The organism is Pseudomonas glycinis, assembly GCF_054871425.1.
In genome coordinates this window covers 416,784-437,816 of record NZ_JBTYHF010000005.1, presented here as the reverse complement: position 1 = coordinate 437,816, position 21,033 = coordinate 416,784, and the positions used below count along the sequence as shown (strand labels likewise).

At 59.0% G+C, this 21,033-nt stretch carries 17 protein-coding genes; 10 read left to right on the top strand and 7 right to left on the bottom strand.

Going from position 1 to position 21,033, the window contains the following annotated elements:
• Nucleotides 1–23 precede the first annotated feature (23 nt).
• Together ACYSTU_RS15060 and ACYSTU_RS15055 are read right to left on the bottom strand one after the other, a co-directional pair.
• On the bottom strand, nt 24–224 hold the full coding sequence (locus tag ACYSTU_RS15060) for a DUF1656 domain-containing protein (RefSeq protein ID WP_016774855.1): 201 nt from the start codon (nt 222–224) through the stop codon (nt 24–26).
• Nucleotides 214–2,349 carry an FUSC family protein gene (locus ACYSTU_RS15055; RefSeq protein ID WP_476310390.1) on the bottom strand — a complete coding sequence of 712 codons (2,136 nt, stop codon included), beginning with the start codon at nt 2,347–2,349 and terminating at the stop codon, nt 214–216. The genes ACYSTU_RS15060 and ACYSTU_RS15055 overlap by 11 nt, the downstream gene beginning before the upstream one ends.
• Before the next feature lie 170 nt (nt 2,350–2,519).
• Between ACYSTU_RS15055 and ACYSTU_RS15050 the strand changes: the two genes are divergently transcribed.
• From ACYSTU_RS15050 to ACYSTU_RS15040, 3 genes are all read left to right on the top strand, one after another.
• Nucleotides 2,520–3,575 carry a tetratricopeptide repeat protein gene (locus ACYSTU_RS15050; RefSeq protein WP_122611339.1) on the top strand — a complete coding sequence of 352 codons (1,056 nt, stop codon included), beginning with the start codon at nt 2,520–2,522 and terminating at the stop codon, nt 3,573–3,575.
• A gap of 133 nt (nt 3,576–3,708) precedes the next feature.
• The gene (locus ACYSTU_RS15045) at nt 3,709–5,211 is read left to right on the top strand and encodes an ATPase domain-containing protein (RefSeq protein ID WP_498999693.1); all 1,503 of its coding nucleotides are present in this window, start codon (nt 3,709–3,711) and stop codon (nt 5,209–5,211) included.
• On the top strand, nt 5,208–6,878 hold the full coding sequence (locus tag ACYSTU_RS15040) for an ATP-binding protein (protein WP_016774859.1): 1,671 nt from the start codon (nt 5,208–5,210) through the stop codon (nt 6,876–6,878). Before ACYSTU_RS15045 ends, ACYSTU_RS15040 begins: the two co-directional genes overlap by 4 nt.
• Nucleotides 6,879–6,924: 46 nt before the next feature.
• Here the strand turns inward: ACYSTU_RS15040 and ACYSTU_RS15035 are convergent, their stop codons facing one another.
• From ACYSTU_RS15035 to ACYSTU_RS15015, 5 genes are read right to left on the bottom strand one after another with little or no spacing between them, the layout of a single operon-like run.
• Nucleotides 6,925–7,302 carry a response regulator gene (locus ACYSTU_RS15035; protein ID WP_016774860.1) on the bottom strand — a complete coding sequence of 126 codons (378 nt, stop codon included), beginning with the start codon at nt 7,300–7,302 and terminating at the stop codon, nt 6,925–6,927.
• 44 nt (nt 7,303–7,346) lie between these two features.
• The gene (locus ACYSTU_RS15030; protein WP_016774861.1) at nt 7,347–8,561 is read right to left on the bottom strand and encodes a hybrid sensor histidine kinase/response regulator; all 1,215 of its coding nucleotides are present in this window, start codon (nt 8,559–8,561) and stop codon (nt 7,347–7,349) included.
• Complete coding sequence (locus ACYSTU_RS15025; protein ID WP_024013083.1) at nt 8,555–9,148, bottom strand: chemotaxis protein CheB; 594 nt, start codon at nt 9,146–9,148, stop codon at nt 8,555–8,557. The genes ACYSTU_RS15030 and ACYSTU_RS15025 overlap by 7 nt, the downstream gene beginning before the upstream one ends.
• A complete protein-coding gene (locus ACYSTU_RS15020; RefSeq protein ID WP_016774863.1) occupies nt 9,145–9,978 on the bottom strand; it encodes a CheR family methyltransferase in 834 nt (277 codons plus the stop codon). Before ACYSTU_RS15020 ends, ACYSTU_RS15025 begins: the two co-directional genes overlap by 4 nt.
• Nucleotides 9,978–13,451 (bottom strand): response regulator, encoded by a 3,474-nt coding sequence (locus tag ACYSTU_RS15015; protein ID WP_498999686.1) that lies wholly within the window; start codon nt 13,449–13,451, stop codon nt 9,978–9,980. The genes ACYSTU_RS15020 and ACYSTU_RS15015 overlap by 1 nt, the downstream gene beginning before the upstream one ends.
• Nucleotides 13,452–13,717: 266 nt before the next feature.
• Here ACYSTU_RS15015 and ACYSTU_RS15010 point away from each other — a divergent pair, with 266 nt between their 5' ends.
• From ACYSTU_RS15010 to ACYSTU_RS14980, 7 genes are all read left to right on the top strand, one after another.
• Complete coding sequence (locus ACYSTU_RS15010; protein ID WP_498999683.1) at nt 13,718–14,077, top strand: response regulator; 360 nt, start codon at nt 13,718–13,720, stop codon at nt 14,075–14,077.
• 117 nt (nt 14,078–14,194) lie between these two features.
• Nucleotides 14,195–15,499: a glycosyltransferase gene (locus ACYSTU_RS15005; protein ID WP_498999680.1), complete on the top strand. Its 1,305-nt coding sequence runs from the start codon at nt 14,195–14,197 to the stop codon at nt 15,497–15,499.
• Between the two features lie 98 nt (nt 15,500–15,597).
• Nucleotides 15,598–16,461, top strand: coding sequence for a PI-PLC domain-containing protein (locus ACYSTU_RS15000; RefSeq protein ID WP_110600427.1), 864 nt, complete (start codon nt 15,598–15,600; stop codon nt 16,459–16,461).
• An 88-nt stretch (nt 16,462–16,549) separates the two neighbouring features.
• Nucleotides 16,550–17,455: an AraC family transcriptional regulator gene (locus ACYSTU_RS14995; RefSeq protein WP_076562729.1), complete on the top strand. Its 906-nt coding sequence runs from the start codon at nt 16,550–16,552 to the stop codon at nt 17,453–17,455.
• Between the two features lie 342 nt (nt 17,456–17,797).
• On the top strand, nt 17,798–19,108 hold the full coding sequence (locus ACYSTU_RS14990; RefSeq protein WP_217863289.1) for an ABC transporter substrate-binding protein: 1,311 nt from the start codon (nt 17,798–17,800) through the stop codon (nt 19,106–19,108).
• 156 nt (nt 19,109–19,264) lie between these two features.
• Nucleotides 19,265–20,191: a carbohydrate ABC transporter permease gene (locus ACYSTU_RS14985; protein ID WP_041480415.1), complete on the top strand. Its 927-nt coding sequence runs from the start codon at nt 19,265–19,267 to the stop codon at nt 20,189–20,191.
• 8 nt (nt 20,192–20,199) lie between these two features.
• Nucleotides 20,200–21,030, top strand: a complete 831-nt coding sequence (locus tag ACYSTU_RS14980; RefSeq protein WP_016774872.1) for a carbohydrate ABC transporter permease — start codon at nt 20,200–20,202, stop codon at nt 21,028–21,030.
• The last annotated feature ends 3 nt before the right edge of the window (nt 21,031–21,033 follow it).

Below are 21,033 nucleotides of genomic sequence, written 5' to 3'. Positions count from 1 at the left end.
GTGCAACTAGTGCTTTCAAGACATCAGGCTCCCATCAACAGAATCAGCGTGGCGCAGACACAGGCATACAGTGCGCCTTCGAACAGTGCTTCATGCCACACCAGGCGCAGCACGCCGAGGCGCCGCAGACACCAGTCCAGCAACATGAAGATCGGAATCGCCAGTAACAGTGCCTGGGCAATCGGCGGCAGATAAACCCCGCCAATTTCGAAATCAATGGGCAAGTTGCGGTTCTCCTTCCAGGCCTTGAGGTTGCAAATAATCGCCGTGCCGCTCGAGGAACGACACCACAATCAGCAGCGCCACACGCATGCGAAACACCGACCATAGATGTTCATGACTGACGGCGTGCAGCTCGTCCAGCTCGTCTCCGAGCTGGTGCAACGTGGCCAGCAGCGCCGCAAGCTGGACATCGTCGCGACCGGCAACCAAACGACCAGTCTTGCGCAACGCCGACGCCAGGCGTTGGCCAAACGCATCGGTAAGTAGCGCGTTGTTCTGCGCCTGCTGTCGCAGCTGATGCATGGCCACGCCCAAGGCCACGCATGCCAGGCTGATTTCATACAAGCGCTGCATGGCACGATCGTTCGCCGCTGGCAGCAGGCCGAGCATGCTCGTCAGGCGATCGGTCATCCGACTCTCGAAAGCGAATTGTTGTTCATCGGTCGCAGGCAATTTGCTCAGTTGGTACACCTGCTCCCGCGCTTCGCCGTACAGGCGGCGGATGCGCAAGCCCGGGCGGAACGGGAAGATCAGCGCATAAACGATCAGGGCCAGCATCGCTGCGCTGACGTAGGCGCCGGCGAATTCGAACCATTGAATCGCCGTGTTCTGCCCAGTGCCGGTATTTTGCGGTCCGAGCATGAGAAAACTGGACAGGCCAAGGCCCATGCCGATACCGGCGGTGGCCGGACTGGAAATGCCCACAGCAATGGCATACAGCAGCGGCGCCAGCAGCAAGGCCAGCAGCTCGAAATCACTGATCGCCGGCACCAGCATGAACTGGTAGAACGCCGACACCACCAGCGCCAGACCCAAGCCTCGCGCATAGCTTTGCGCAGCCATCAGCGGACGCGGAAAAGTCGCCATCAGCGAGCAGAGAATCCCCACCAGAATCATTCCGCCGCGCGCGCCATCCCAGGCCGTTTCGATCCAGATCAACCCGCTGACCAACAGCGCGGTAAAGGCGCGGATCGCATTCATCGAGGCCAGGGTGAAATCCAGATGCAACGGACTGCTCTGGCCGCGATAGAGACAACTGGCCGGGCGCCCTTCCTGAATCGCGTCGCTCAGTTCGAGGATCTGCTCAAGTTGCTGCAACAGGCGCGCCTGCTCCCAACGCAGCGCCCAAGCCAATGAACGCAGGGTCGCGCTCATGTTCTCGGTCTGCTGCTCGGCCTTGTACGCCAATGCTTCGAACTGTTGCTGCAAGGTGACGAAACGCTGCCGATCGGCGCCAGACAGCGCGCGGCCCTGTTGCGCCAGCTGCTCAAGCAACGCCAGTTCCTCGGCACGCAGCTGCTGGACCTCCAGCGGCAGATCACCCTCCCAGCGTTCGATGAGCAATTCGCGCTGATGACGCAGCGCGGTCAGTCGCGAGGTCAGCAGCATCAGTTGGTTGCCGAGCAGCAATACCAGGTTGTCGGCACTGCGCAAACGGGGGGCATCGAAATACAAATGACGTCGTAAACCTTCCAGTGCGCTGATCTCGCCGAGCAGCTGCATTTGCCTACGCTGGAAATCGGCTTCGCTTTCTTCCGTACGAAGCACCTCGGCAGCGTGGCTAGCGGCCAGTTTGATCACCTGATCGATTTTGGCGAAATAGCCCTTGGTGACGGCCTCAGGCCGTGCCGTGAGCAAACTGACCACGCAGACACAGGCCACCGCCAACAAAGTTTCGGTGACGCGGGTGACCGCCAGCAGAAAGGTGCCGTCCTGATCCGGAATCGCCAGCAAGGCCACCACGACTGCGGTGTAACCACTGAGCACGAACGCTTGGGAACTGGTGTAGCGCAACAAGGTGCCGCCCGCCGTGCACAGCGCCAGCCACAACGCCAATGTCGTGATGAACGGCAGCGGCGCCTGAGGGAAAATCGCCATGATCAGCACCGCCACCGCCGCACCCACGGTGGTGCCGATCACCTGGCCGAAACTGCGCGCCAGTGCCATCCCTGCCAGTGGCTGGCTGACGATCACCACGGCCATGATTGACCACTTCGGCTGTTCGAGATCGAAGATGAACGCCAGATAAAGGGTCAACAGCCCGGCGGCGATGGTCCGCAGGGCAAACAGCAGAACAGCCTGACCGGGATGGATCAAAGCCTTGAAATAGGTGTACAGCGCAGACATGGGCACTCTCTTTAAAACGACTTCTGCAAGCGTAGACATTGCAGCAAAAGCCTGACGGATTTCACAGTCGACACGTGTTGTAGGACGATTCGCTGGCAACGGTTTGACTCACGCGCCAAGCTGAACGAAGCTTGCCGCTCTGCTCAAGTTCGAAGCTTTCGGAAACCCGCATGACTCAGTCCCGCCGCAACCTGCTGATCGGCTTAGGCCTCGTACTGATCCTCGGCGTCGTCTGGCTGTCCTGGCGCAGCAGCACTCCGACCATCCCCGATGCTATCAAACATGGCTACAGCGAAGCGCTGAACGCCGCGCGCACCGGTGAACCCGGAGCGGCGCGCCAGTTGTACCAGCAATTGGGCCGCCCGGACATCTCGGTCAAGCGCCGGGTCTGGCTGCATGGCGAACTGCCCAATTACCCCAGTCCGCAGGCGTTGAAGCTGGCGGACATCGACTTGCATCACGAAGCGCCGCAAGTTCGCGTCGCAGCGATCAAAAGCATCGTCGGTCTGGTGCCCGGCGGCCAGCGCAGTCTGCTGCTCGGGCCGTTGCTCGATGATGAAGAACAAACTGTCCGTTTCGCCGCGATCAATGCCCTGCTCGGCCTGGCCCCGGACGAGCTCGGCCTGTATTTCGCACCGCTACAGCAGGCCATCGACGGCTGGCAACAGACCCTGGAAAGCCAGCCGGAAAGCGCCGCCAACTATGCGCAACTGGCCCGTCTCTATATTCACAACGCCGAATACAAACAGGCCCAACAGGCTTTGGACAATACCTTGCGCCTGGAACCGGGCAACCTGCCGGCGCTGGTCATGCAGATCGATGTGCTCGACCGCCAGGGCCAGAGCGATGCCGCTCGCCAGTTGCTCGCCCGCCAACTCAAGGCGCAGCCCGATTCGGCCTATCTGCAACATGCCCTCGGCCTGTGGCTGCTGCACCACGGCCAGCGCGAATATGCCCTGCTCGGCCTGTCCAAAGCGGTCGAGCTGGAACCGGACAACAAGGATTATCGCTACGACCTCGCCACCACTCTGCACAGCGCGGAAGAACTGGAAGCGGCGCAGAAACAACTGCAGGAAATCGTTCAGCGCCACCCCGCCGACCGCAAGGCGCGGGTGTTGTTGATCAACTATTGGAAGGAAAGCGGCCAGTTGCAGAATGTGCAGATTCTGCTGGCGCAGCTGGAGCAGCTGAATCCGGACGACCCGGCCCTGCAACAGGGTCTTTAATCAAGGTAAAGCGGGTGCAATCAACCACCTGTCGAAAGAAAAAGCGGAACCGTGAACATGCCCTGAGGTCAAGTTATTCAGGCGGCTCACTTAAGCCAGCCGCCGGATTACCCTAGTCATAAGAGGGCGTTTTTTGACTACATCAAACGAGTTGATCAGTGCAAAGGCCGCCGTCGGCATTGTAGGTCTGGATGACATCCTTGCCGGTGGCCTGTCTCGCGGCCATGTGTTTTTGCTCGAGGGGGAACCCGGAACCGGCAAAACCACCGTGGCTTTGCATTTCCTCCGCGCCGGTGCGCTGGCCGGGGAACGCTGCTTGTACATCACTCTCTCGGAAACCGAGAAAGAACTGCGTCAAGGTGCGCTCTCCCACGGCTGGGAGCTGAACGAAAACATCAAGATCTTCGAGCTGACACCGCCGGAAAGCCTGCTCAATGCCGAACATCAGCAAAGCCTGCTGTATTCCTCGGACCTTGAACTGGGCGAGGCGACCAGGCAGATTTTCGAAGTGGTCGAACGCTTCAAGCCGACCCGCGTTGTGCTCGACAGCCTTTCGGAGATTCGTCTGCTGGCGCAGAGCTCCTTACGCTATCGTCGGCAGATTCTGGCGATCAAGCACTACTTTGTGCGCTACGACGCCACCGTCCTGCTGCTCGATGACCTGACTACAGAATCCCTCGACAAGACCGTGCACAGTGTCGCCCACGGCGTGATCCGCCTTGAAGAGCTGACGCCTAGCTACGGCGCCGAGCGTCGTCGGGTACGAGTGGTCAAATATCGCGGGCAGAAATACCGTGGCGGTTTCCACGATTTCACCATCATGGGCGACGGCATCCATGTTTTCCCACGCCTGGTAGCGGCGGAACATCGCGGCGACTACCCACGTCTGCAGCTGTCCAGCGGCATCCCGCAAATGGACGCCCTGCTCGGCGGCGGCATCGAGACCGGTTCCAGCACGCTGATTCTCGGCCCGGCCGGTACCGGCAAATCGATGATTTCGATGATCTTCGCCGCCGCAGCGGTGGCCCGAGGCGAAAAAGCCGCGCTGTTCATTTTCGATGAAGAGCTGGGCCTGCTGTTAGAACGCATGCGTCATCTCGGCATCGACCTCAAAGCCTTGCAGGCCACCGGTAATCTGCTGATCGAACAAGTAGACGCCGCCGAATTGTCTCCGGGTGAGTTGTCCCATCGCGTGCGCCGTTGCGTCGATGAGCTAGGTATCAAAACCGTGGTGATCGACAGCATTAACGGCTATCAAGCGGCGATGCCGGAAGAAAACGCGCTGGTGCTGCACATGCACGAGCTGCTGCTGTACCTTAACCGCAAAGGCGCGGCGACTTTCATGACGGTCGCCCAGCACGGTCTGGTGGGCGATATGCAGGCGCCGGTCGATATCACTTACCTGGCCGACACGGTGATTCTGTTGCGCTACTTCGAAGCCCTCGGCAAAGTCCGCCGGGCGATCTCGATTATCAAGAAACGTACCGGCAACCACGAGTCGACCATCCGTGAATACCGGATTTCCTCGCGTGGCATGACCATCGGCCAACCGCTGGAATCCTTCCAGGGCGTGCTGCGTGGCGTGCCGACCTACATGGGAGCGAGCAATCCATTGCTTGAGGATGAAAGCTTGTGACGGTCAACACGCCGTTGGCCGAGCGGGTGCTGGTGCTGGCGCCCATGGGTCGCGACAGCCAGATCGCGTTGATGATTCTCAACGAAGCCGGTTACGGCGGCATGGTGGCGCCGAATCTCGGCGCTCTGTGCACCGAACTGGAGGTCGGCGCCGGGTTGCTGCTGATTGCTGCTGAAGCGCTGCGCGGACCGGAACTGGAAGGGCTTATCGCCTACCTTGACCAGCAACCCGCGTGGTCGGACATGCCCATCGTGCTGCTGACTCATCATGGCGGCGATGAACAAGGTCCGCCGTCGCGTCTCAGCACCCTGCTCGGCAACGTGACTTTTCTCGAGCGCCCCTTCCATCCCGCGACGCTGGTCAGTCTGGTCTCCGCCGCCCTGCGCGGGCGGCGACGACAATATGAAGCGCGCGATCGGCTGATCGACCTGAGTGAAAGCGAACGCCGCCTGCAATCAACTCTGGAAACCCTCGAGCAACAGGTTGAAGAGCGCACCGCACAGCTTCGCCACAACGAAGAAGCGCTGCGCCAATCGCAGAAAATGGAAGCGGTCGGCCAACTCACTGGCGGCATCGCTCACGACTTCAACAATATGCTCACCGGCATCATCGGTAGCCTGGAACTGCTGCGCCGACGTCTGGCCCGGGGCCGGACCGAAGACCTCGACAGCCTGATCGATCTAGGCGTGACCTCCGCCAACCGCGCCGCCGGCCTGACTCACCGCTTGTTGGCGTTCTCCCGCCGGCAATCGCTCGACCCGAAAGCCGTGCAGATGAACACGCTGGTGCTGTCGATGGGCGAGCTGCTGCAACGCAGCCTCAATGAGAGCATTCATCTGGAAATGCGCCTGGACGACAACCTCTGGGTTGCCGAGGCCGATCCCAATCAACTCGAGAGCGCCCTGCTCAACCTGGTCATCAATGCCCGCGATGCGATGCCCGAGGGCGGCAAACTGGTGGTGGAAACCAGCAATCAGGTCCTGCATAGCGACTTCACTGCCGCTTACAGCAATCTGGAGCCGGGCGATTACGTGATGCTCAGCGTGACTGACAACGGTAGCGGCATGCCGCAGAGTGTGGTCAGCCGCGCGTTCGATCCGTTCTTTACGACCAAGCCGATCGGCCAGGGCACCGGCCTCGGACTGTCGATGATCTATGGCTTCAGCAAGCAGTCGCGCGGGCATGTGTCGATCGACAGTGAAGTCGATCAAGGCACCACGGTAAAACTCTACCTGCCGCGTTTCCGTGGTGAAGAAGTGGAAATTCCCGTCTCGGATTCGCAGCAGGCTCCGTATGCGATGGATGGCGAAACCGTACTCATCGTCGAAGACGATCCGGCTGTGCGCGTGTTGGTCAGCGCCGTGCTCAGTGAGTTGGGTTATGCGTTCGTGGAGGCCGGTGATGCCGACGGCGCCATGCCGATTCTGAATTCGACGCAACGCATCGACCTGCTGATCAGCGACGTTGGCCTGCCGGGGATGAACGGTCGTCAACTGGCGGAGGTTGGTCGGCAATACCGGCCAGGTCTGAAAGTGTTGTTCATCACCGGTTATGCCGAGCACGCGGCGGTGCGCGGTGGCTTCCTCGACTCGGGAATGCAGATGATCACCAAGCCCTTCACCTTTGATCTGCTCACCGCCAAGGTGCGCGAGATGATCAATAGCTGATTCTCATGCAGGAGCTGCCGAAGGCTCGGCAGCTCCTGCATAACCATCAGGCCAGCAATTCCTGAATCTTTTCCTGCAACACATCCAGATCGAACGGTTTTTCCAGGATCGGTGCCTTGCTGGTGATCGGGCTGCCGGTTTCACGGATTTCCTGCGGGTAGCCGCTGATGAAAATCACTTTGAGGTCCGGTCGCAGCTTCACTGCCGGCTCGGCGATCTGCACGCCGGAGATCCCGCCCGGCAGGCGGAAATCGGTAATCAGCATGTCCAGGTGAGGTTTGCTGGCGAGGATCTCGAAAGCCTGCTCGCCATTTTCCGCTTGCAACACGCGATAGCCCTGCCCTGACAGGTAATCCGTCAGGACCATCAAGATAACCGGTTCGTCTTCGACGACGAGTACTACATCTTGCGCATCTACGCTCATGGGAAGCCTTTGTTCGGTCAATAGCTGCTGATACGACCGTGTGGTCACTCAGAGGTTGCGTCGGATATGCCGTTTTCCTGGATCGGCAGACAAACGCGAAACAGGGCGCCTTCGTTGATTTCACTCTCGACGACGATGGAGCCGCCATGGGCGGCGACGATCTGCTCGGAAATGAACAGACCCAGCCCGAGCCCGGCCACCACCGTCTTGGCGGACACCCGTTCGAACTGCTGAAAAATACGCTTCTGGTTCTCGGCGCTGATGCCGATGCCGTGATCCTGGACCTCGACCCGAGCCTCGTCAGCTTCGCGATAGACGCGCACCTGAATCGGGCTGCGACCGCCGTAACGCAAGGCGTTGGTCAGCAGATTGGACACCACCTGCTCGATGCGGAACTCGTCCCAGCAACCTTCTACCGGCTCGGACGCCTCAAAGGAAACGCTGGTTTCCGCCGCTTCCATTTGCGGTGCAAAATTTTGCAGCAGATTGCTGACCAGTTGCACCAGATCGAAACGACTCGGGCGGATCGACAGTTTGCCGGTGCGGATTCGCGAGACATCGAGCATGTCTTCGATCAGGCGAATCAGGCTTTTGATCTGCCGCTCATCGCGGTCGACCATTGCCTGCATCTTGTCGAGGGTGAACGCCGCGGCGTTGTCCCGCGCCAGGTGCATCTTGCGCAGCTGGGTTTCGAGGATCAGGCCATTGAGCGGTGTACGCACCTCGTGGGCGACGATGGACATGAAGTCATCGCGCATGCGCACCGCTTGTTCCAGCTCAAGCTGAGTGCTTTGCAGCTGTTGCAGCAGCGCTTCCTGCTCGCGTCGGGCCTGCTCCAGCGCCTCGACCTGCTGTTTCATGGCCTTGCTCTGGCGATACAGATCGACGAAAACGTTGACCTTGCTCTTCACCGCATGAATGTCCAGCGGTTTGTGCAGGAAGTCCACCGCACCGCTTTCGTAGCCCTTGAACGCGTAGTTGAGTTCACGGCCAGCGGCGCTGACGAAAATGATCGGAATGTTCTTGGTCTTCTCGGTGCCGCGCATCAACTCGGCCAGTTCGAAGCCGTTCATGCCCGGCATCTGCACGTCGAGAATGGCCATGGCGAATTCGTGTTGCAGCAACAGCGACAGTGCCTCGTCCGCCGACAGAGCCTTGTAGACCGTGCGATCCTCGCGCTTGATCAGCGCTTCCAGCGCCAGCAGGTTTTCTGGCAGATCGTCAACGATCAACAGTTTGGCTTGGATATTACTCAGCATGCGATTCGTTCCAGCTCGACTAGCAGACGGCCGATGCCGTGAATGGGTAGGACATGATCCGGCTGCAGAACGTTCAGTGCAGCCTGGGGCATGGTGGCGACTTGTGCATCATCGGGGTCTTGAACAATGGTCAGGCCGCCGCAGCGCTTGACGCAGGCCAGACCGCGCGCGCCATCCTGATTGGCGCCGGTCAGCAGCACGGCGGCGAGTGTCTCGCGGTAAACGTCAGCGGCCGATTCAAACAGGTAATCAATAGACGGCCGCGAATGATGTACGCGGTCCTCCAGGCTCAGCGACAGGCTGCGATCCGCTTCGACCGACAAGTGATAACCGGGCGTGGCGAAATACACCGTGCCGGCTTCAATGTCCTGCTTGTCTTCAGCTTCCTTGACCGGCATCGCCACACGGCGGGAGAACACTTCGGCCAGATGACTGCGGCGCTCTTCCGGCAGATGCAGAACGATGATGATCGGCAGCACATAGCCTTTGCGCAATGGCCCGAGCAGGGTCAGCAACGCCTCGACACCGCCTGCGGAGGCGCCGATCACGACGGCCTCGATGCGAGGCAAGCTCGGGGTGTCGTTCATGATTTGCGGTAGATCCGTTCTTGTTTGACCAACGCCTCGAACTGGTTCGAATAGTTGGAAAAATCCAGGGTTTCCTTGCTGCCCAGCACCAGAAAGCCGCGATGCGACAACGATTCATGGAACAGACCGAACGCCCGGTCCTGCAACTTCTTGTTGAAATAGATCAGCACGTTGCGGCAGGAAATCAACTGGGTTTCGGAGAACACGCTGTCGGTGGCCAGGCTGTGGTCGGCGAACGTCACGTTCTCGCACAGGCTCTTGTCGAAAATCGCGTAGCCGTAGGCTGCCGTGTAGTAATCGGCAAACGAACGCTGACCGCCGGCCTGCTGATAATTGGCAGTGTAGGCGCGGACGTTTTCCATGGAGAAAATCCCTTGCTTGGCCTTCTCCAGCGAGCGCGGGTTGATGTCGGTGGCGTAGATGATCGTGCGGTCGAGCAGGCCTTCTTCGCGCAGCAGGATCGCCATCGAGTAGACCTCCTCGCCCGTGCTGCATCCGGCAATCCAGATCTTCAGCGACGGATAGGTACGCAGCAGCGGCACCACTTCGTTGCGGATCGCCAGGAAGTGCGACGGATCGCGGAACATCTCGCTGACCGGGATCGTCAGCAGTTGCAGCAGCTGCATGAACGCCGTCGGGTCGTGCAGGACTTTTTCTTGCAGGGCCGAGATGGTCGCGCATTCGAACTGACTCAGCGCGTGCTGCACCCGGCGCTTGATCGAAGCGCCGGAGTAGTCGCGAAAGTCATAGCTGTATTTCAGGTAAATCGCCTCGATCAACAAGCGTAATTCGATTTCGCTGTTGCGCTCGGCTGAACTGCTGCGTTCCACTAGATGCGTTCCATTTTCGGTAACCACACACGTATCAGCGAGAACAGACGATCAAGGTCGATGGGCTTGGCCAGGTAATCGTTGGCGCCCGCTTGCAGGCAGCGCTCCTGATCGTCCTTCATGGCCTTGGCCGTCACCGCGATGATCGGCAGCTTGCGCCAGCGCGGATCCTTGCGGATTTCCATGGTGGCTTCGAAGCCATCCATTTCCGGCATCATTACGTCCATCAGCACCAGGTCGATGTCCTCGACTTCATGAAGTTTCTCAATCGCTTCGCGGCCATTACGGCCGATCACCACGACTGCGCCTTTGTGTTCCAGCGCGCTGGTCAGGGCGAAGATGTTGCGCACATCGTCGTCCACCAGCAGCACTTTGCGACCTTCAAAGACTTTGTCGCGGCTGCGCGCGGTCTTGAGCATCTTCTGCCGTTCATGGGACAGCTGCGATTCGACTTTGTGCAGAAAGAGTGTGACCTCGTCGAGCAACCGCTCCGGGGAGCGTGCGCCCTTGATGATGATCGAGCGCGAATACTTGCGCAGTTCGGCCTCTTCATCGCGGGTCAGGTTACGGCCGGTGTAGACAATGACCGGCGGGAACGAGCAGATGTCCTCGGTGGACATGCGCTTGAGCAGATCGTTGCCGAGCATGTCCGGCAGCTTGAGGTCGATGACCATGCAGTCGTAGATGGTCGTGCGCAGCAATTCCAGGGCGTCCTGGGCCAGGCCGACGGCAGTGATTTCGATGTCTTCGTCGCCAATCAGCCGCGCGATGCTTTCGCGTTGCAGATCGTCATCTTCGACCAGCAGCACGCGTTTGACCTTCTGCGTCAGCTTGGCCTCGAGACGGGCGAACACATCCTTGAGCTCTTCGCGGGTGGTCGGCTTCACTGCGTAGCCGATCGCGCCCATGTGCATGGCCGCTTCGACGCGGTCTTCCACGGAAATCACGTGCACTGGAATGTGCCGGGTTTCGGCGCGTTCTTTCAGGCGTTGCAGCACGGTCAGACCGGAATGATCCGGCAGGCGCATGTCGAGCAGGATCGCATCCGGAACGAATTCGCGCGCCAGGTCGTAACCTTCGTCAGCGCCGTGGGCGACCAGACACATGTAGCCCAACTCATGGGCCAGGTCATAGAGGATACGGGCGAAGTTCGGTTCGTCCTCCACCACCAGAATGCAGCGGGTGGCGAACGGTGCCTTGTCGCGATCGTCGGCAAAGCGCGGGATAACTGCCGGAATCGCCGATACTACCGGCGCGGCAACCGCGACTGGCGCAGGTGTCGAAGGTGCCGGGTGGAAGGTCAGCGGCGCGGCCGGCGTCTCACCGAATTCGTGATACTGACGCGGCAACACCAGCGTAAACGTGCTGCCCTGCCCCGGCACGCTGTCGACGCTGATCGAACCGCCGAGCAACGTCGCCAGATCCCGCGAGATCGACAGGCCAAGACCGGTGCCGCCGTACTTGCGATTGGTGGTGCCATCCGCCTGACGGAACGCCTCGAAGATACTTTCCTGCTGATCCGCGGCGATACCGATCCCGGAATCCTTGACGCTGAAGGCGATGTGATCGTTCGGCTGCGCGGTGATGGTCAGGCTTACGGCGCCGTGCTCGGTGAACTTGATCGCGTTGGACAGCAGGTTCTTGATGACCTGCTCCAGACGCTGACGGTCGGTGAACAGCAAGCCCGGTGCGTCCGGCTGAACCTCGACGCTGAAGGCCAGTTTTTTGTCGGCCGCCAACGGTTCGAACATCGAGCGCAAGCCGTCGACCAGTCGATCGACACGGGTGTTTTCGGCGATCACTTCGAGTTTTCCGGCTTCAACTTTGGAAATGTCGAGGATGTCGTTGATCAGGTTGAGCAGATCGTTGCCGGCCGAATAGATCGATTCGGCAAACTTGACCTGTTCCGCCGACAGATTCTGCTGCGGGTTTTCCGCCAACAGTTTGGCCAGAATCAGCGAACTGTTGAGCGGCGTGCGCAGTTCGTGGGACATGTTGGCGAGGAATTCGGACTTGTACTTGCTCGAGCGTTGCAGCTCTTCGGCACGCTCTTCGAGTTGAATCTGCGCCTGATTCAGCTCGGTGTTTTTCTTGTCCATGGCATCGCGCTGTTCGGCGAGCTGCTCGTTGGTCTGCTCCAGCTCCACTTGCTGGGTTTCCAGATGCGCCTGGGATTCCTTGAGAATCCGCGACTGTTCTTCCAGCTCTTCGTTGGCAGTCTTCAGCTCTTCCTGCTGCACTTGCAGCTCTTCATTGAGCTGCTGGGTTTCGGCGAGCACTTCCTGCAAGCGCTGACGGTAACGCGCCGCTTCGATCGAGGTGCCGATGTTGCCGGCAATCAGTTCCAGCAGTTCGATATCGCGCTCGGACAGCGGACGCAGGAAGCCCAGTTCGATCACACCGTTGACCCGATCATCATCGCTGGTCGGCACCACCAGCACACTGTGCGGCAGGCCTGCACCGAGCCCGGAGCTGACTTTGAAATAGTCGCCCGGGACCGCGTCGAGACGGATCAGGCGTGCCTGTTCTGCCACTTGGCCGACGATACCTTCGCCGCTGTAGATCGTTTGATTGAGCTCTTCCTGCTCGCGGGAGAAACCATAAGTCGCCACGCGCTTGAGGCCGCCATGTTCTTCGCGCACATAAAGCGCGGCGACGGCAGTGCCAAGGTATTGCGCGCAGAATTGCAGAATGTTGCGCCCCAGCAGGTTCAGCGTCAGTTGCCCCAACACCTGCTCGGCCAGTTGCGTCTGGCCGTTGCGCAGCCACGCCTGCTTCTCCAGGCGTTCGGCGCTGGCCAGTTGCGCGGCGAGGTTGGCGCTGTAGTTGGTCGACAGGTTGAGCAGATCACGGCGGCCGATGTAGGCCAGCAAACCGCTGATGCCAACGATGAAGATCAGGTAAAGGGTGATGCTCCAGATCGTCGTGCGGCGCACATCCTCGTTGCGCGTGGCGCGCAGCACCTGCTCGGTCTCGATGACGTCCTCGAATTGCTTTCGGATTTCATCGGTCAGGCGCTTGCCCCGCCCGGCCTTGACCGCACCGCGATAGTCGCCACTGCTGCGCTGCAGATCGATCATAGACTGCGCGTAATTGGCCCACTCCACCTGCAAGGCTTGCAAACGGCGCAGGCGATCGGTCTGCACCGGATTATCGGCGGTCAGCTCCAGCAACGTATTGAGAGCGACCTCGATACGCGGCTTGGCAACTTCGTACGGGTCGAGAAAGTGCTCGTCACCGCTGAGCAGATAGCCGCGCATGCCGGTTTCCAGATCAACGGTGAGCTTCACCGCTTCATTGGCGTTATTGATCACCCGGTCGGTGTGCTCGACCCATTGGATGACCGACAGCAAATAAGTGATCAGCGAGACGAAGAACACGGCGCTGAGCACGCCAACGCCCAGCGGCAGGCTGACGTTGCGACTCAGAAGTTTGCGGAACCGTTGTTCATCAACCGAGGACGGAGAGGACATGGGGCAGCCTTGTCGAACTGTTGAAAACCCGAGAGTTTGCCCCAAAACCCCGCCATGGATCCATTTTTCTCACACAAATGATGGCATTTTCCTACGCACACCTGCGCATTGGACGACGCCAACGGTTATCCTTGCCGCACCGCACTGACCTGTTCTTTTTTTGTATCAGCTCGGGAACTTGTGGCTATGCGCCACTTACTCATGCAAGAGTCCGGCAAAATTCGCTTGCCCGGTATCCCCCGATTTCAATTTTTGAGAGTCCTGCCATGTCTGCCAATGCCTCCACTATCCTTGTCGTAGAAGATGACGACATCGTGCGCATGCTCATCGTGGATGTGCTGGAGGAGCTGGAATACACGGTATTGGAGGCTGATGACGGTAACGCGGCACTCGAGGTTCTTGCGAATCCTGGCAAAGACATCGATTTGATGATGACCGACCACGGCCTGCCTGGCATGGATGGCCGCGAACTTTCTCAAAAGGCCCGTCAGCTGCGCCCTGCTCTGCCCATCCTGTTTGCCAGCGGTTATGCCGAAACTATCGAAGTACCCGGCGACATGCATGTCATCGGCAAACCGTTTTCGATTGACCAGTTACGAGACAAGGTCAAATCCATACTGGAATAGTCCTGCGCATCTACCGGCATTGGCCGGAACCCGAGCAATCGTGATCAACCTGAACTGGCGATGAGCACACATCACTGTGGTTTAATTGCGCCCTTTTTATGCGCCGAGAATCCAGTGATGTCCCACTCCGTTCCCACCAAAGTCCTGGTCATCGGCTACGTCTGGCCCGAGCCCCGCTCTTCGGCGGCCAGCGGGCATGTCATGCAGATTCTTGAAGCGTTCCTCGAGCAAGGCTGGGACATCACGTTCAGCAGCCCGGCCAGCCCGGGGGAACACAAGGCTGACCTGACGTCACTGGGCATTCGCGAAGTGCCGATCGAACTCAACAACAGCAGCTTTGATACGTTCATCAGCGAGTTGGCGCCCGATATCGTGCTGTTCGATCAGTTCATGATGGAAGAACAGTTTGGCTGGCGGGTGGAGAAACACTGTCCGGACGCCCTGCGCATCCTCGAAACCTCCGACCTGCAAAGCCTCCGTCACGCGCGTCATCAGCGTCTGAAAGACCGGCTGAAAAGCGACGACGAGCAGACTGATTTCACCGAACTGTTCGCACCGGCATTGCACGAAGAATTCCAGCTGATGGCGAGCACCGATCTGGCCAAACGGGAAATCGCTGCGCTGTACCGGTGTGATTTGAACCTGATGATTTCCGAAGTCGAGATCGACCTGCTGGTGGAGGAATTCGGCCTGCCTCGGCAAATCCTGCATTGGTGTCCGTTGATGATTGATCTTCCGGACACCGCCGCGCCAGGCTTTGAAGAACGCGCGCATTTCCTCAGCATTGGCAACTTCCGTCACGCGCCAAACTGGGATGCCGTGCTCTGGATGAAGACCTCGCTCTGGCCGCTGATCCGCGCGCGCCTGCCTCGCGCGCAACTGCATATCTATGGCGCCTACACGCCGCCCAAAGCCACCGCATTGCACAACCCGGCCCAAGGCTTTCACATCATGGACTGGGCCGAAGATGCGCTTGAAGTGATGTCGGCAGCGCGGGTCTGCCTTGCGCCATTGCGCTTTGGCGCGGGAATCAAGGGCAAACTGGTCGACGCCATGCTCTGTGGCACGCCAAGCGTGACGACACCGATCGGCGCCGAAGCCATGCACGGCGATGCTCCTTGGCCGGGCGCCGTTGCCCTGGACGCAAACACCTTCGCCGAACAGGCCGTGCAACTGTACGAAGATCCAGCGCGCTGGCAGCAAGCGCAGATTCAGGCTTCGGCACTTTTGCAGCAACGTTATCAGCGCAGCGTACATGGCCCGCGTCTGATCAACCGGATAGCTGATTGCCGACAACACTTGGCACAACTTAGAAACGACAACTTCACCGGCGCCATGCTGCGACATCACACACTCAAAAGCACTCAATACATGGCTCAATGGATCGAAGCGAAAAACCAGTTGAATCCAACAGAGCGCTAATTACATGACTTGCATTAAAAGCGAACTTTCGCAATAACACGAACATGCCTATAAACATCCTGCGCGCAACTAATCAACCACTTCGCAGGATATGCAACATGGAAAACTTCGACGATATACCAACCCATCAATGGATGGCTGATTCACCACAAATCGATAATCTTTCGTTATTCGAAATGACCCTGCCCGGCGCGCATAACGCCGGTTGTGACTGGGAAGCCTCTTACGCCCTGATTCCCGGGAAAAACTGGCTTGCCTGCCAGGACGTTTCCTTTTATTCGCAGTTGAATCGCGGCGCTCGCGCACTTGATGTGCGCCTTGTTTACAACAGCAAGGCGAAACAACTGGCGAGATTCCGTTTCCAGCACAATGGATTCAACTCTTCGCGAACGCTTGAAGACCTGATCAGAGACCTCAAGGGGTTTTATGAAAGAAGCCCGAACGAGTTTATCGTTCTGGACTTTCATGAACTTTCCAACGCTACAGATCCATTCAACCATGAGGAATTCAGAACAGCTTTGCTGGAGCACCTTGGGGAACGGATCATTCCCACCGAAAATCTGCATCTGACAATTGGCCAACTCAAAGCCATCGATCCATTGCAGCGCATTATGGTGGCTGCGCCGATGACCTGGGAAACCCTGGACTTCCGCTTTTATAGCCAGATCAATCACAAGTGGATCGGCAAATCACAGGTCAGCACCTCGGATCTTTATGGCTATATAGACAACGTACTGAGCACACCTGTCAGTACGCGCCGCCCGTGGTCGCTGTCGGCAACCAGTTACACACTCGGCGGGCCACAGCGAATCCTCGACAGTCTTGACGAGTGGTTCGATCCGGAAAAATCCGATTGGGCGCGCAAGTGCAACATCATCAATTTCGACTTCATCAAGAATTCGAATATCGTGCGCTTCTGCCAAATGGCCAACTTGCAAAAGGCCCGCGACAAGCTCAGTTGAGCGGTCTCCACGGACGGCCGGTCGGAAGTGGCACAAATGGCAAAAAACGAGGCATGATCGCGCAGCGATAATAAAAAAGTGCCTTGTCATGACCCGAACCGCTCGCGTGACCGACCCTTCCTACGAGTTGATGGACGACCATAACGGCTTGTCCATCATCTACCGCCAGCACGGCTTCCCCTGCCCGCTGGTGCGCTGGCATTTTCACAAGGAATACGAACTGCACCTGATCGTTGCCAGTTCCGGCAAGGTGTTCATCGGCGATTACATCGGCAACTTCTATCCGGAAACCCTGTTTCTGACCGGTCCCAACCTGCCGCACAACTGGATCAGCCAGATCGCTGAAGATGAAGTGGTGGAGAAGCGCGACATGCTGGTCAACTTCACCGACGAACTGTTCGAGAGCGGCCATCAGGTGTTCGCTGAACTAAAATCCCTGGCGCCACTGCTTGAGCGCGCGCAGTACGGCATCGAGTTCCGCTGCAAACGCACGATCCGTCAGGCCATGACGCTTATGCAGCGGATCGCCGACAGCACCGGCATCACTCGCCTCGGGCACTTTTTCATCCTGATGGAACTGCTTGCGGCCAGTGATGACTTCCAGTTGTTGTCCGGCGCCACCACCCCGCAACTGGCCGACGAACACAACATCGACCGCACCAACCGCGCGGTCGATTACATCTTCAGCCACTACGCGCGGGACATCTCACTGGAAGAAGTGGCCGAGCATCTTGGCATGACGCCGACCTATTTCAGCCGGGTATTCAAACAGGCCACCGGACGCAACTTCATCGAATTCGTCAATCGCCTGCGCATCAGCAAATCCTGTGAGCTGCTGGCCGATGGCGACAAACCGGTGACCGAGGTGTGCTTCGAGTCGGGCTTCAACAATATTTCCAACTTCAATCGACGCTTTCAGCAACTCAAGGGCATGACGCCGTCGCACTATCGACGGCTGGCGGTGCAGCGCCTGACTGAACAGAACCATCTCTGACGACACGCCACCTGTGGGAGCGAGCCTGCTCGCGAAAGCGGTCTGTCAGTGAAAAATCCTGTGGCTGACACACCATCTTCGCGAGCAGGCTCGCTCCCACAAGAAACCGTGCCCCGGCTGGCGAAATCTGTACGCATTCGCTAACGGTCCCTCGCGCAAAACCCCTTCCCTGCGTTCACTCCACCAAACCCCAGTGCAAAAAAGTATCGACATAAGTGTTAGGGATGATTTGTCAGCCCCGCCGTGGAAGGCTGTAATCAGCGCAGATTCTTCCTGCATTCGGAAGACACAAAAACAATAACTGTCCTTCTGCCCCGTCGGGTGTCAGAAAAGGAGTGCACGATGCAACCCACTGCAAAAGCTCTGCTCGCTCTCACCTGCATGACCCTCAGCAGCGTCAGCCTTGGCGCCCAGACCCTGACCATCGCCACCGTCAACAACAGCGACATGATCCGCATGCAGAAACTCTCGAAAACCTTCGAGAGCGAGCATCCGGACATCAAGCTCAATTGGGTGGTGCTGGAAGAAAACGTCCTGCGCCAGCGCCTGACCACCGACATCGCCACTCAGGGCGGCCAGTTCGACGTATTGACCATCGGCATGTACGAAGCCGCACTCTGGGGCGGCAAGGGTTGGCTGGAGCCGATGAAGGACCTGCCGGCCAATTACGCCCTCGACGACGTCTTCCCGTCGGTGCGCGAAGGCCTGTCGGTGAAGGGTTCGCTGTATGCGCTGCCGTTTTACGCGGAGAGTTCGATCACCTATTACCGCACCGACCTGTTCAAGGCAGCCGGGCTGACCATGCCGGAGCGGCCGACCTGGGAAGAGATCGCCGGGTTTGCGGAAAAGCTCACCCAGAAAGACAAAGAGCAGTACGGCATCTGCCTGCGCGGCAAGGCCGGCTGGGGCGAGAACATGGCACTGGTGACCACGGTCGCCAATGCTTATGGCGCACGCTGGTTCGATGAGCAGTGGAAACCGGAATTCAGCGGCCCGGAATGGAAAAATGCGCTGAATTTCTACGTCAACACCATGAAGAAATCCGGCCCGCCGGGCGCATCCAGCAACGGTTTCAACGAAAACCTGGCCCTGTTCAACAGCGGCAAATGCGCGATCTGGGTCGACGCCAGCGTCGCCGGCTCGTTCGTTACCGACAAGACCCAGAGCAAGGTCGCCGATCACGTCGGTTTCACCTTCGCTCCGCATCAGGTCACGGATAAAGGCTCGGCGTGGCTGTATTCGTGGGCGCTGGCGATTCCGACCAGTTCCAAGGCCAAAGACGCAGCAAAAACCTTCAGTGCCTGGGCCACGTCCAAAGAGTACGGCGAACTGGTTGCCAAGACCGACGGCATCGCCAACGTGCCGCCGGGCACCCGCGCTTCGACCTACAGCGACGCGTACATGAGCGCCGCGCCGTTTGCCAAGGTGACGCTGGAATCACTCAAGGCCGCTGACCCGAGCAAGCCGACGCTGAAACCGGTGCCGTACATCGGCATTCAATTGGTGACCATTCCTGAATTCCAGGCAGTGGGCACCCAGGTCGGCAAGCTGTTCTCGGCAGCGCTGATCGGCCAGACCACGGTGGATCAGGCGCTGGCGGCGGCGCAGCAGACTACGGAACGCGAGATGAAGCGCGCGGGTTATCCCAAGTAAGCGCTGAACGACTTGCTCCTGCCTCTTGTGGGAGCGAGCCTGCTCGCGAAGGCGTCGTGTCAGCCAACACACATGACACTGACCCAGCGCTTTCTCGAGCAGGCTCGCTCCCACATGGGGATCTCCATAGGTCTGTATGACTCGGTTGTGAATGCCATGAATACTTCAACTGCCAAAGCCCACATCGACCTGTCGCCACCGCAGCGCAAGCTGCGGGTGCGCAATCCCGGCTGGTTTCTGGTCAGCCCTTCGGTGGCGCTGTTGCTGCTGTGGATGATCGTGCCGCTGGGCATGACCCTGTACTTTTCGATGATCCGCTACAACCTGCTCTACCCCGGCGAAAACGAATTCGTCGGGCTTGAGAACTTCACTTACTTCCTCACCGATTCGGGCTTCATGCCCGGCGCCACCAATACGTTGTTGCTGGTCGGCAGCGTGCTGCTGATCAGTGTGGTCTTCGGTGTGTTGATCAGCGCGTTGCTGGAGGCCAGCGAATTCCTTGGTCGCGGTCTAGTGCGGGTGATGCTGATCTCGCCGTTCTTCATCATGCCCACCGTCGGCGCGTTGATCTGGAAAAACCTGATCTTCCATCCGGTCTCGGGGATCCTCGCCTACATCTGGAAGCTGTTCGGTGCGCAACCGGTGGACTGGCTGGCGCACTACCCGCTGCTGTCGATCATCATCATTGTTTCGTGGCAATGGCTGCCCTTCGCGATCCTGATTCTGATGACCGCCATGCAGTCGCTGGATCAGGAACAGAAAGAAGCTGCGCGCCTGGATGGTGCCGGCCCGATCGCGATTTTCTGGCACCTGACCCTGCCGCATCTGGCGCGGCCGATTGCCGTGGTGGTGATGATCGAAACGATCTTCCTGCTCTCGGTGTTCGCCGAAATCTTCACCACCACCAACGGCGGCCCCGGCTACGCCTCGACCAACCTCGCCTACCTGATCTACAACCAGGCGCTGGTGCAGTTCGATGTCGGCATGGCCTCGGCGGGCGGCTTGATTGCCGTGGTCATCGCCAACATCGCCGCGATCATTCTGGTGCGGATGATCGGCAAAAACCTGACTGACAAAGCGTGAGGCCTGCCATGACCCTCCAACAATCCCGCCGCCTGCAAAGCCTGCTGCTCGGCACCCTGGCCTGGGCCATCGCGATCGTGATTTTCTTCCCGATCTTCTGGATGGTGATGACCAGTTTCAAGAGCGAAATCGACGCCTTCGCCACGCCGCCGCAGTTCATCTTCACGCCGACGCTGGAGAACTACCTGCACATCAACGAGCGCAGCGACTATTTCAGCTTCGCCTGGAACTCGGTGGTGATCTCGTTCAGCGCCACGGCCCTGTGCCTGTTGATCGCGGTGCCTGCGGCGTACTCGATGGCGTTCTACGAAACCCAGCGCACCAAAGGCACGCTGCTGTGGATGCTCTCGACCAAGATGCTGCCGCCGGTGGGCGTGCTGATGCCGATCTACCTGCTGGCCAAGAGTTTCGGCCTGCTCGACACGCGCATTGCGCTGATCGTGATCTACACGCTGATCAACCTGCCGATCGTTGTCTGGATGGTTTACACCTACTTCAAGGACATCCCCAAAGACATCCTCGAAGCCGCCCGCCTCGACGGTGCGACGCTGTGGCAGGAAATGGTCCGCGTGCTGCTGCCGATCGCCAAGGGCGGCCTCGCCTCGACCGTGCTGCTGTCGCTGATCCTGTGCTGGAACGAGGCGTTCTGGTCGCTGAACCTGACCTCTTCGAATGCCGCACCACTGACCGCGTTGATCGCCTCGTATTCAAGTCCCGAAGGATTGTTCTGGGCCAAGTTGTCGGCGGTCTCGACCCTGGCCTGTGCGCCGATTCTGATCTTTGGCTGGATCAGCCAGAAGCAACTGGTGCGCGGCCTCTCGTTTGGTGCCGTGAAATGAATA

Excerpts from the sequence above, each read along its gene's own strand:
- ACYSTU_RS14990 (WP_217863289.1), top strand. The coding sequence starts at position 17,798 with ATGCAACCCACTGCAAAAGCTCTGCTCGCTCTCACCTGCATGACCCTC.
- ACYSTU_RS14995 (WP_076562729.1), top strand. The coding sequence starts at position 16,550 with ATGACCCGAACCGCTCGCGTGACCGACCCTTCCTACGAGTTGATGGAC.
- ACYSTU_RS15055 (WP_476310390.1), bottom strand. The coding sequence starts at position 2,349 with ATGTCTGCGCTGTACACCTATTTCAAGGCTTTGATCCATCCCGGTCAG.
- ACYSTU_RS15005 (WP_498999680.1), top strand. The coding sequence starts at position 14,195 with ATGTCCCACTCCGTTCCCACCAAAGTCCTGGTCATCGGCTACGTCTGG.
- ACYSTU_RS14980 (WP_016774872.1), top strand. The coding sequence starts at position 20,200 with ATGACCCTCCAACAATCCCGCCGCCTGCAAAGCCTGCTGCTCGGCACC.
- ACYSTU_RS15050 (WP_122611339.1), top strand. The coding sequence starts at position 2,520 with ATGACTCAGTCCCGCCGCAACCTGCTGATCGGCTTAGGCCTCGTACTG.
- ACYSTU_RS15030 (WP_016774861.1), bottom strand. The coding sequence starts at position 8,561 with ATGCTGAGTAATATCCAAGCCAAACTGTTGATCGTTGACGATCTGCCA.
- ACYSTU_RS15025 (WP_024013083.1), bottom strand. The coding sequence starts at position 9,148 with ATGAACGACACCCCGAGCTTGCCTCGCATCGAGGCCGTCGTGATCGGC.
- ACYSTU_RS15000 (WP_110600427.1), top strand. The coding sequence starts at position 15,598 with ATGGAAAACTTCGACGATATACCAACCCATCAATGGATGGCTGATTCA.
- ACYSTU_RS14985 (WP_041480415.1), top strand. The coding sequence starts at position 19,265 with ATGAATACTTCAACTGCCAAAGCCCACATCGACCTGTCGCCACCGCAG.
- ACYSTU_RS15010 (WP_498999683.1), top strand. The coding sequence starts at position 13,718 with ATGTCTGCCAATGCCTCCACTATCCTTGTCGTAGAAGATGACGACATC.
- ACYSTU_RS15015 (WP_498999686.1), bottom strand. The coding sequence starts at position 13,451 with ATGTCCTCTCCGTCCTCGGTTGATGAACAACGGTTCCGCAAACTTCTG.
- ACYSTU_RS15035 (WP_016774860.1), bottom strand. The coding sequence starts at position 7,302 with ATGAGCGTAGATGCGCAAGATGTAGTACTCGTCGTCGAAGACGAACCG.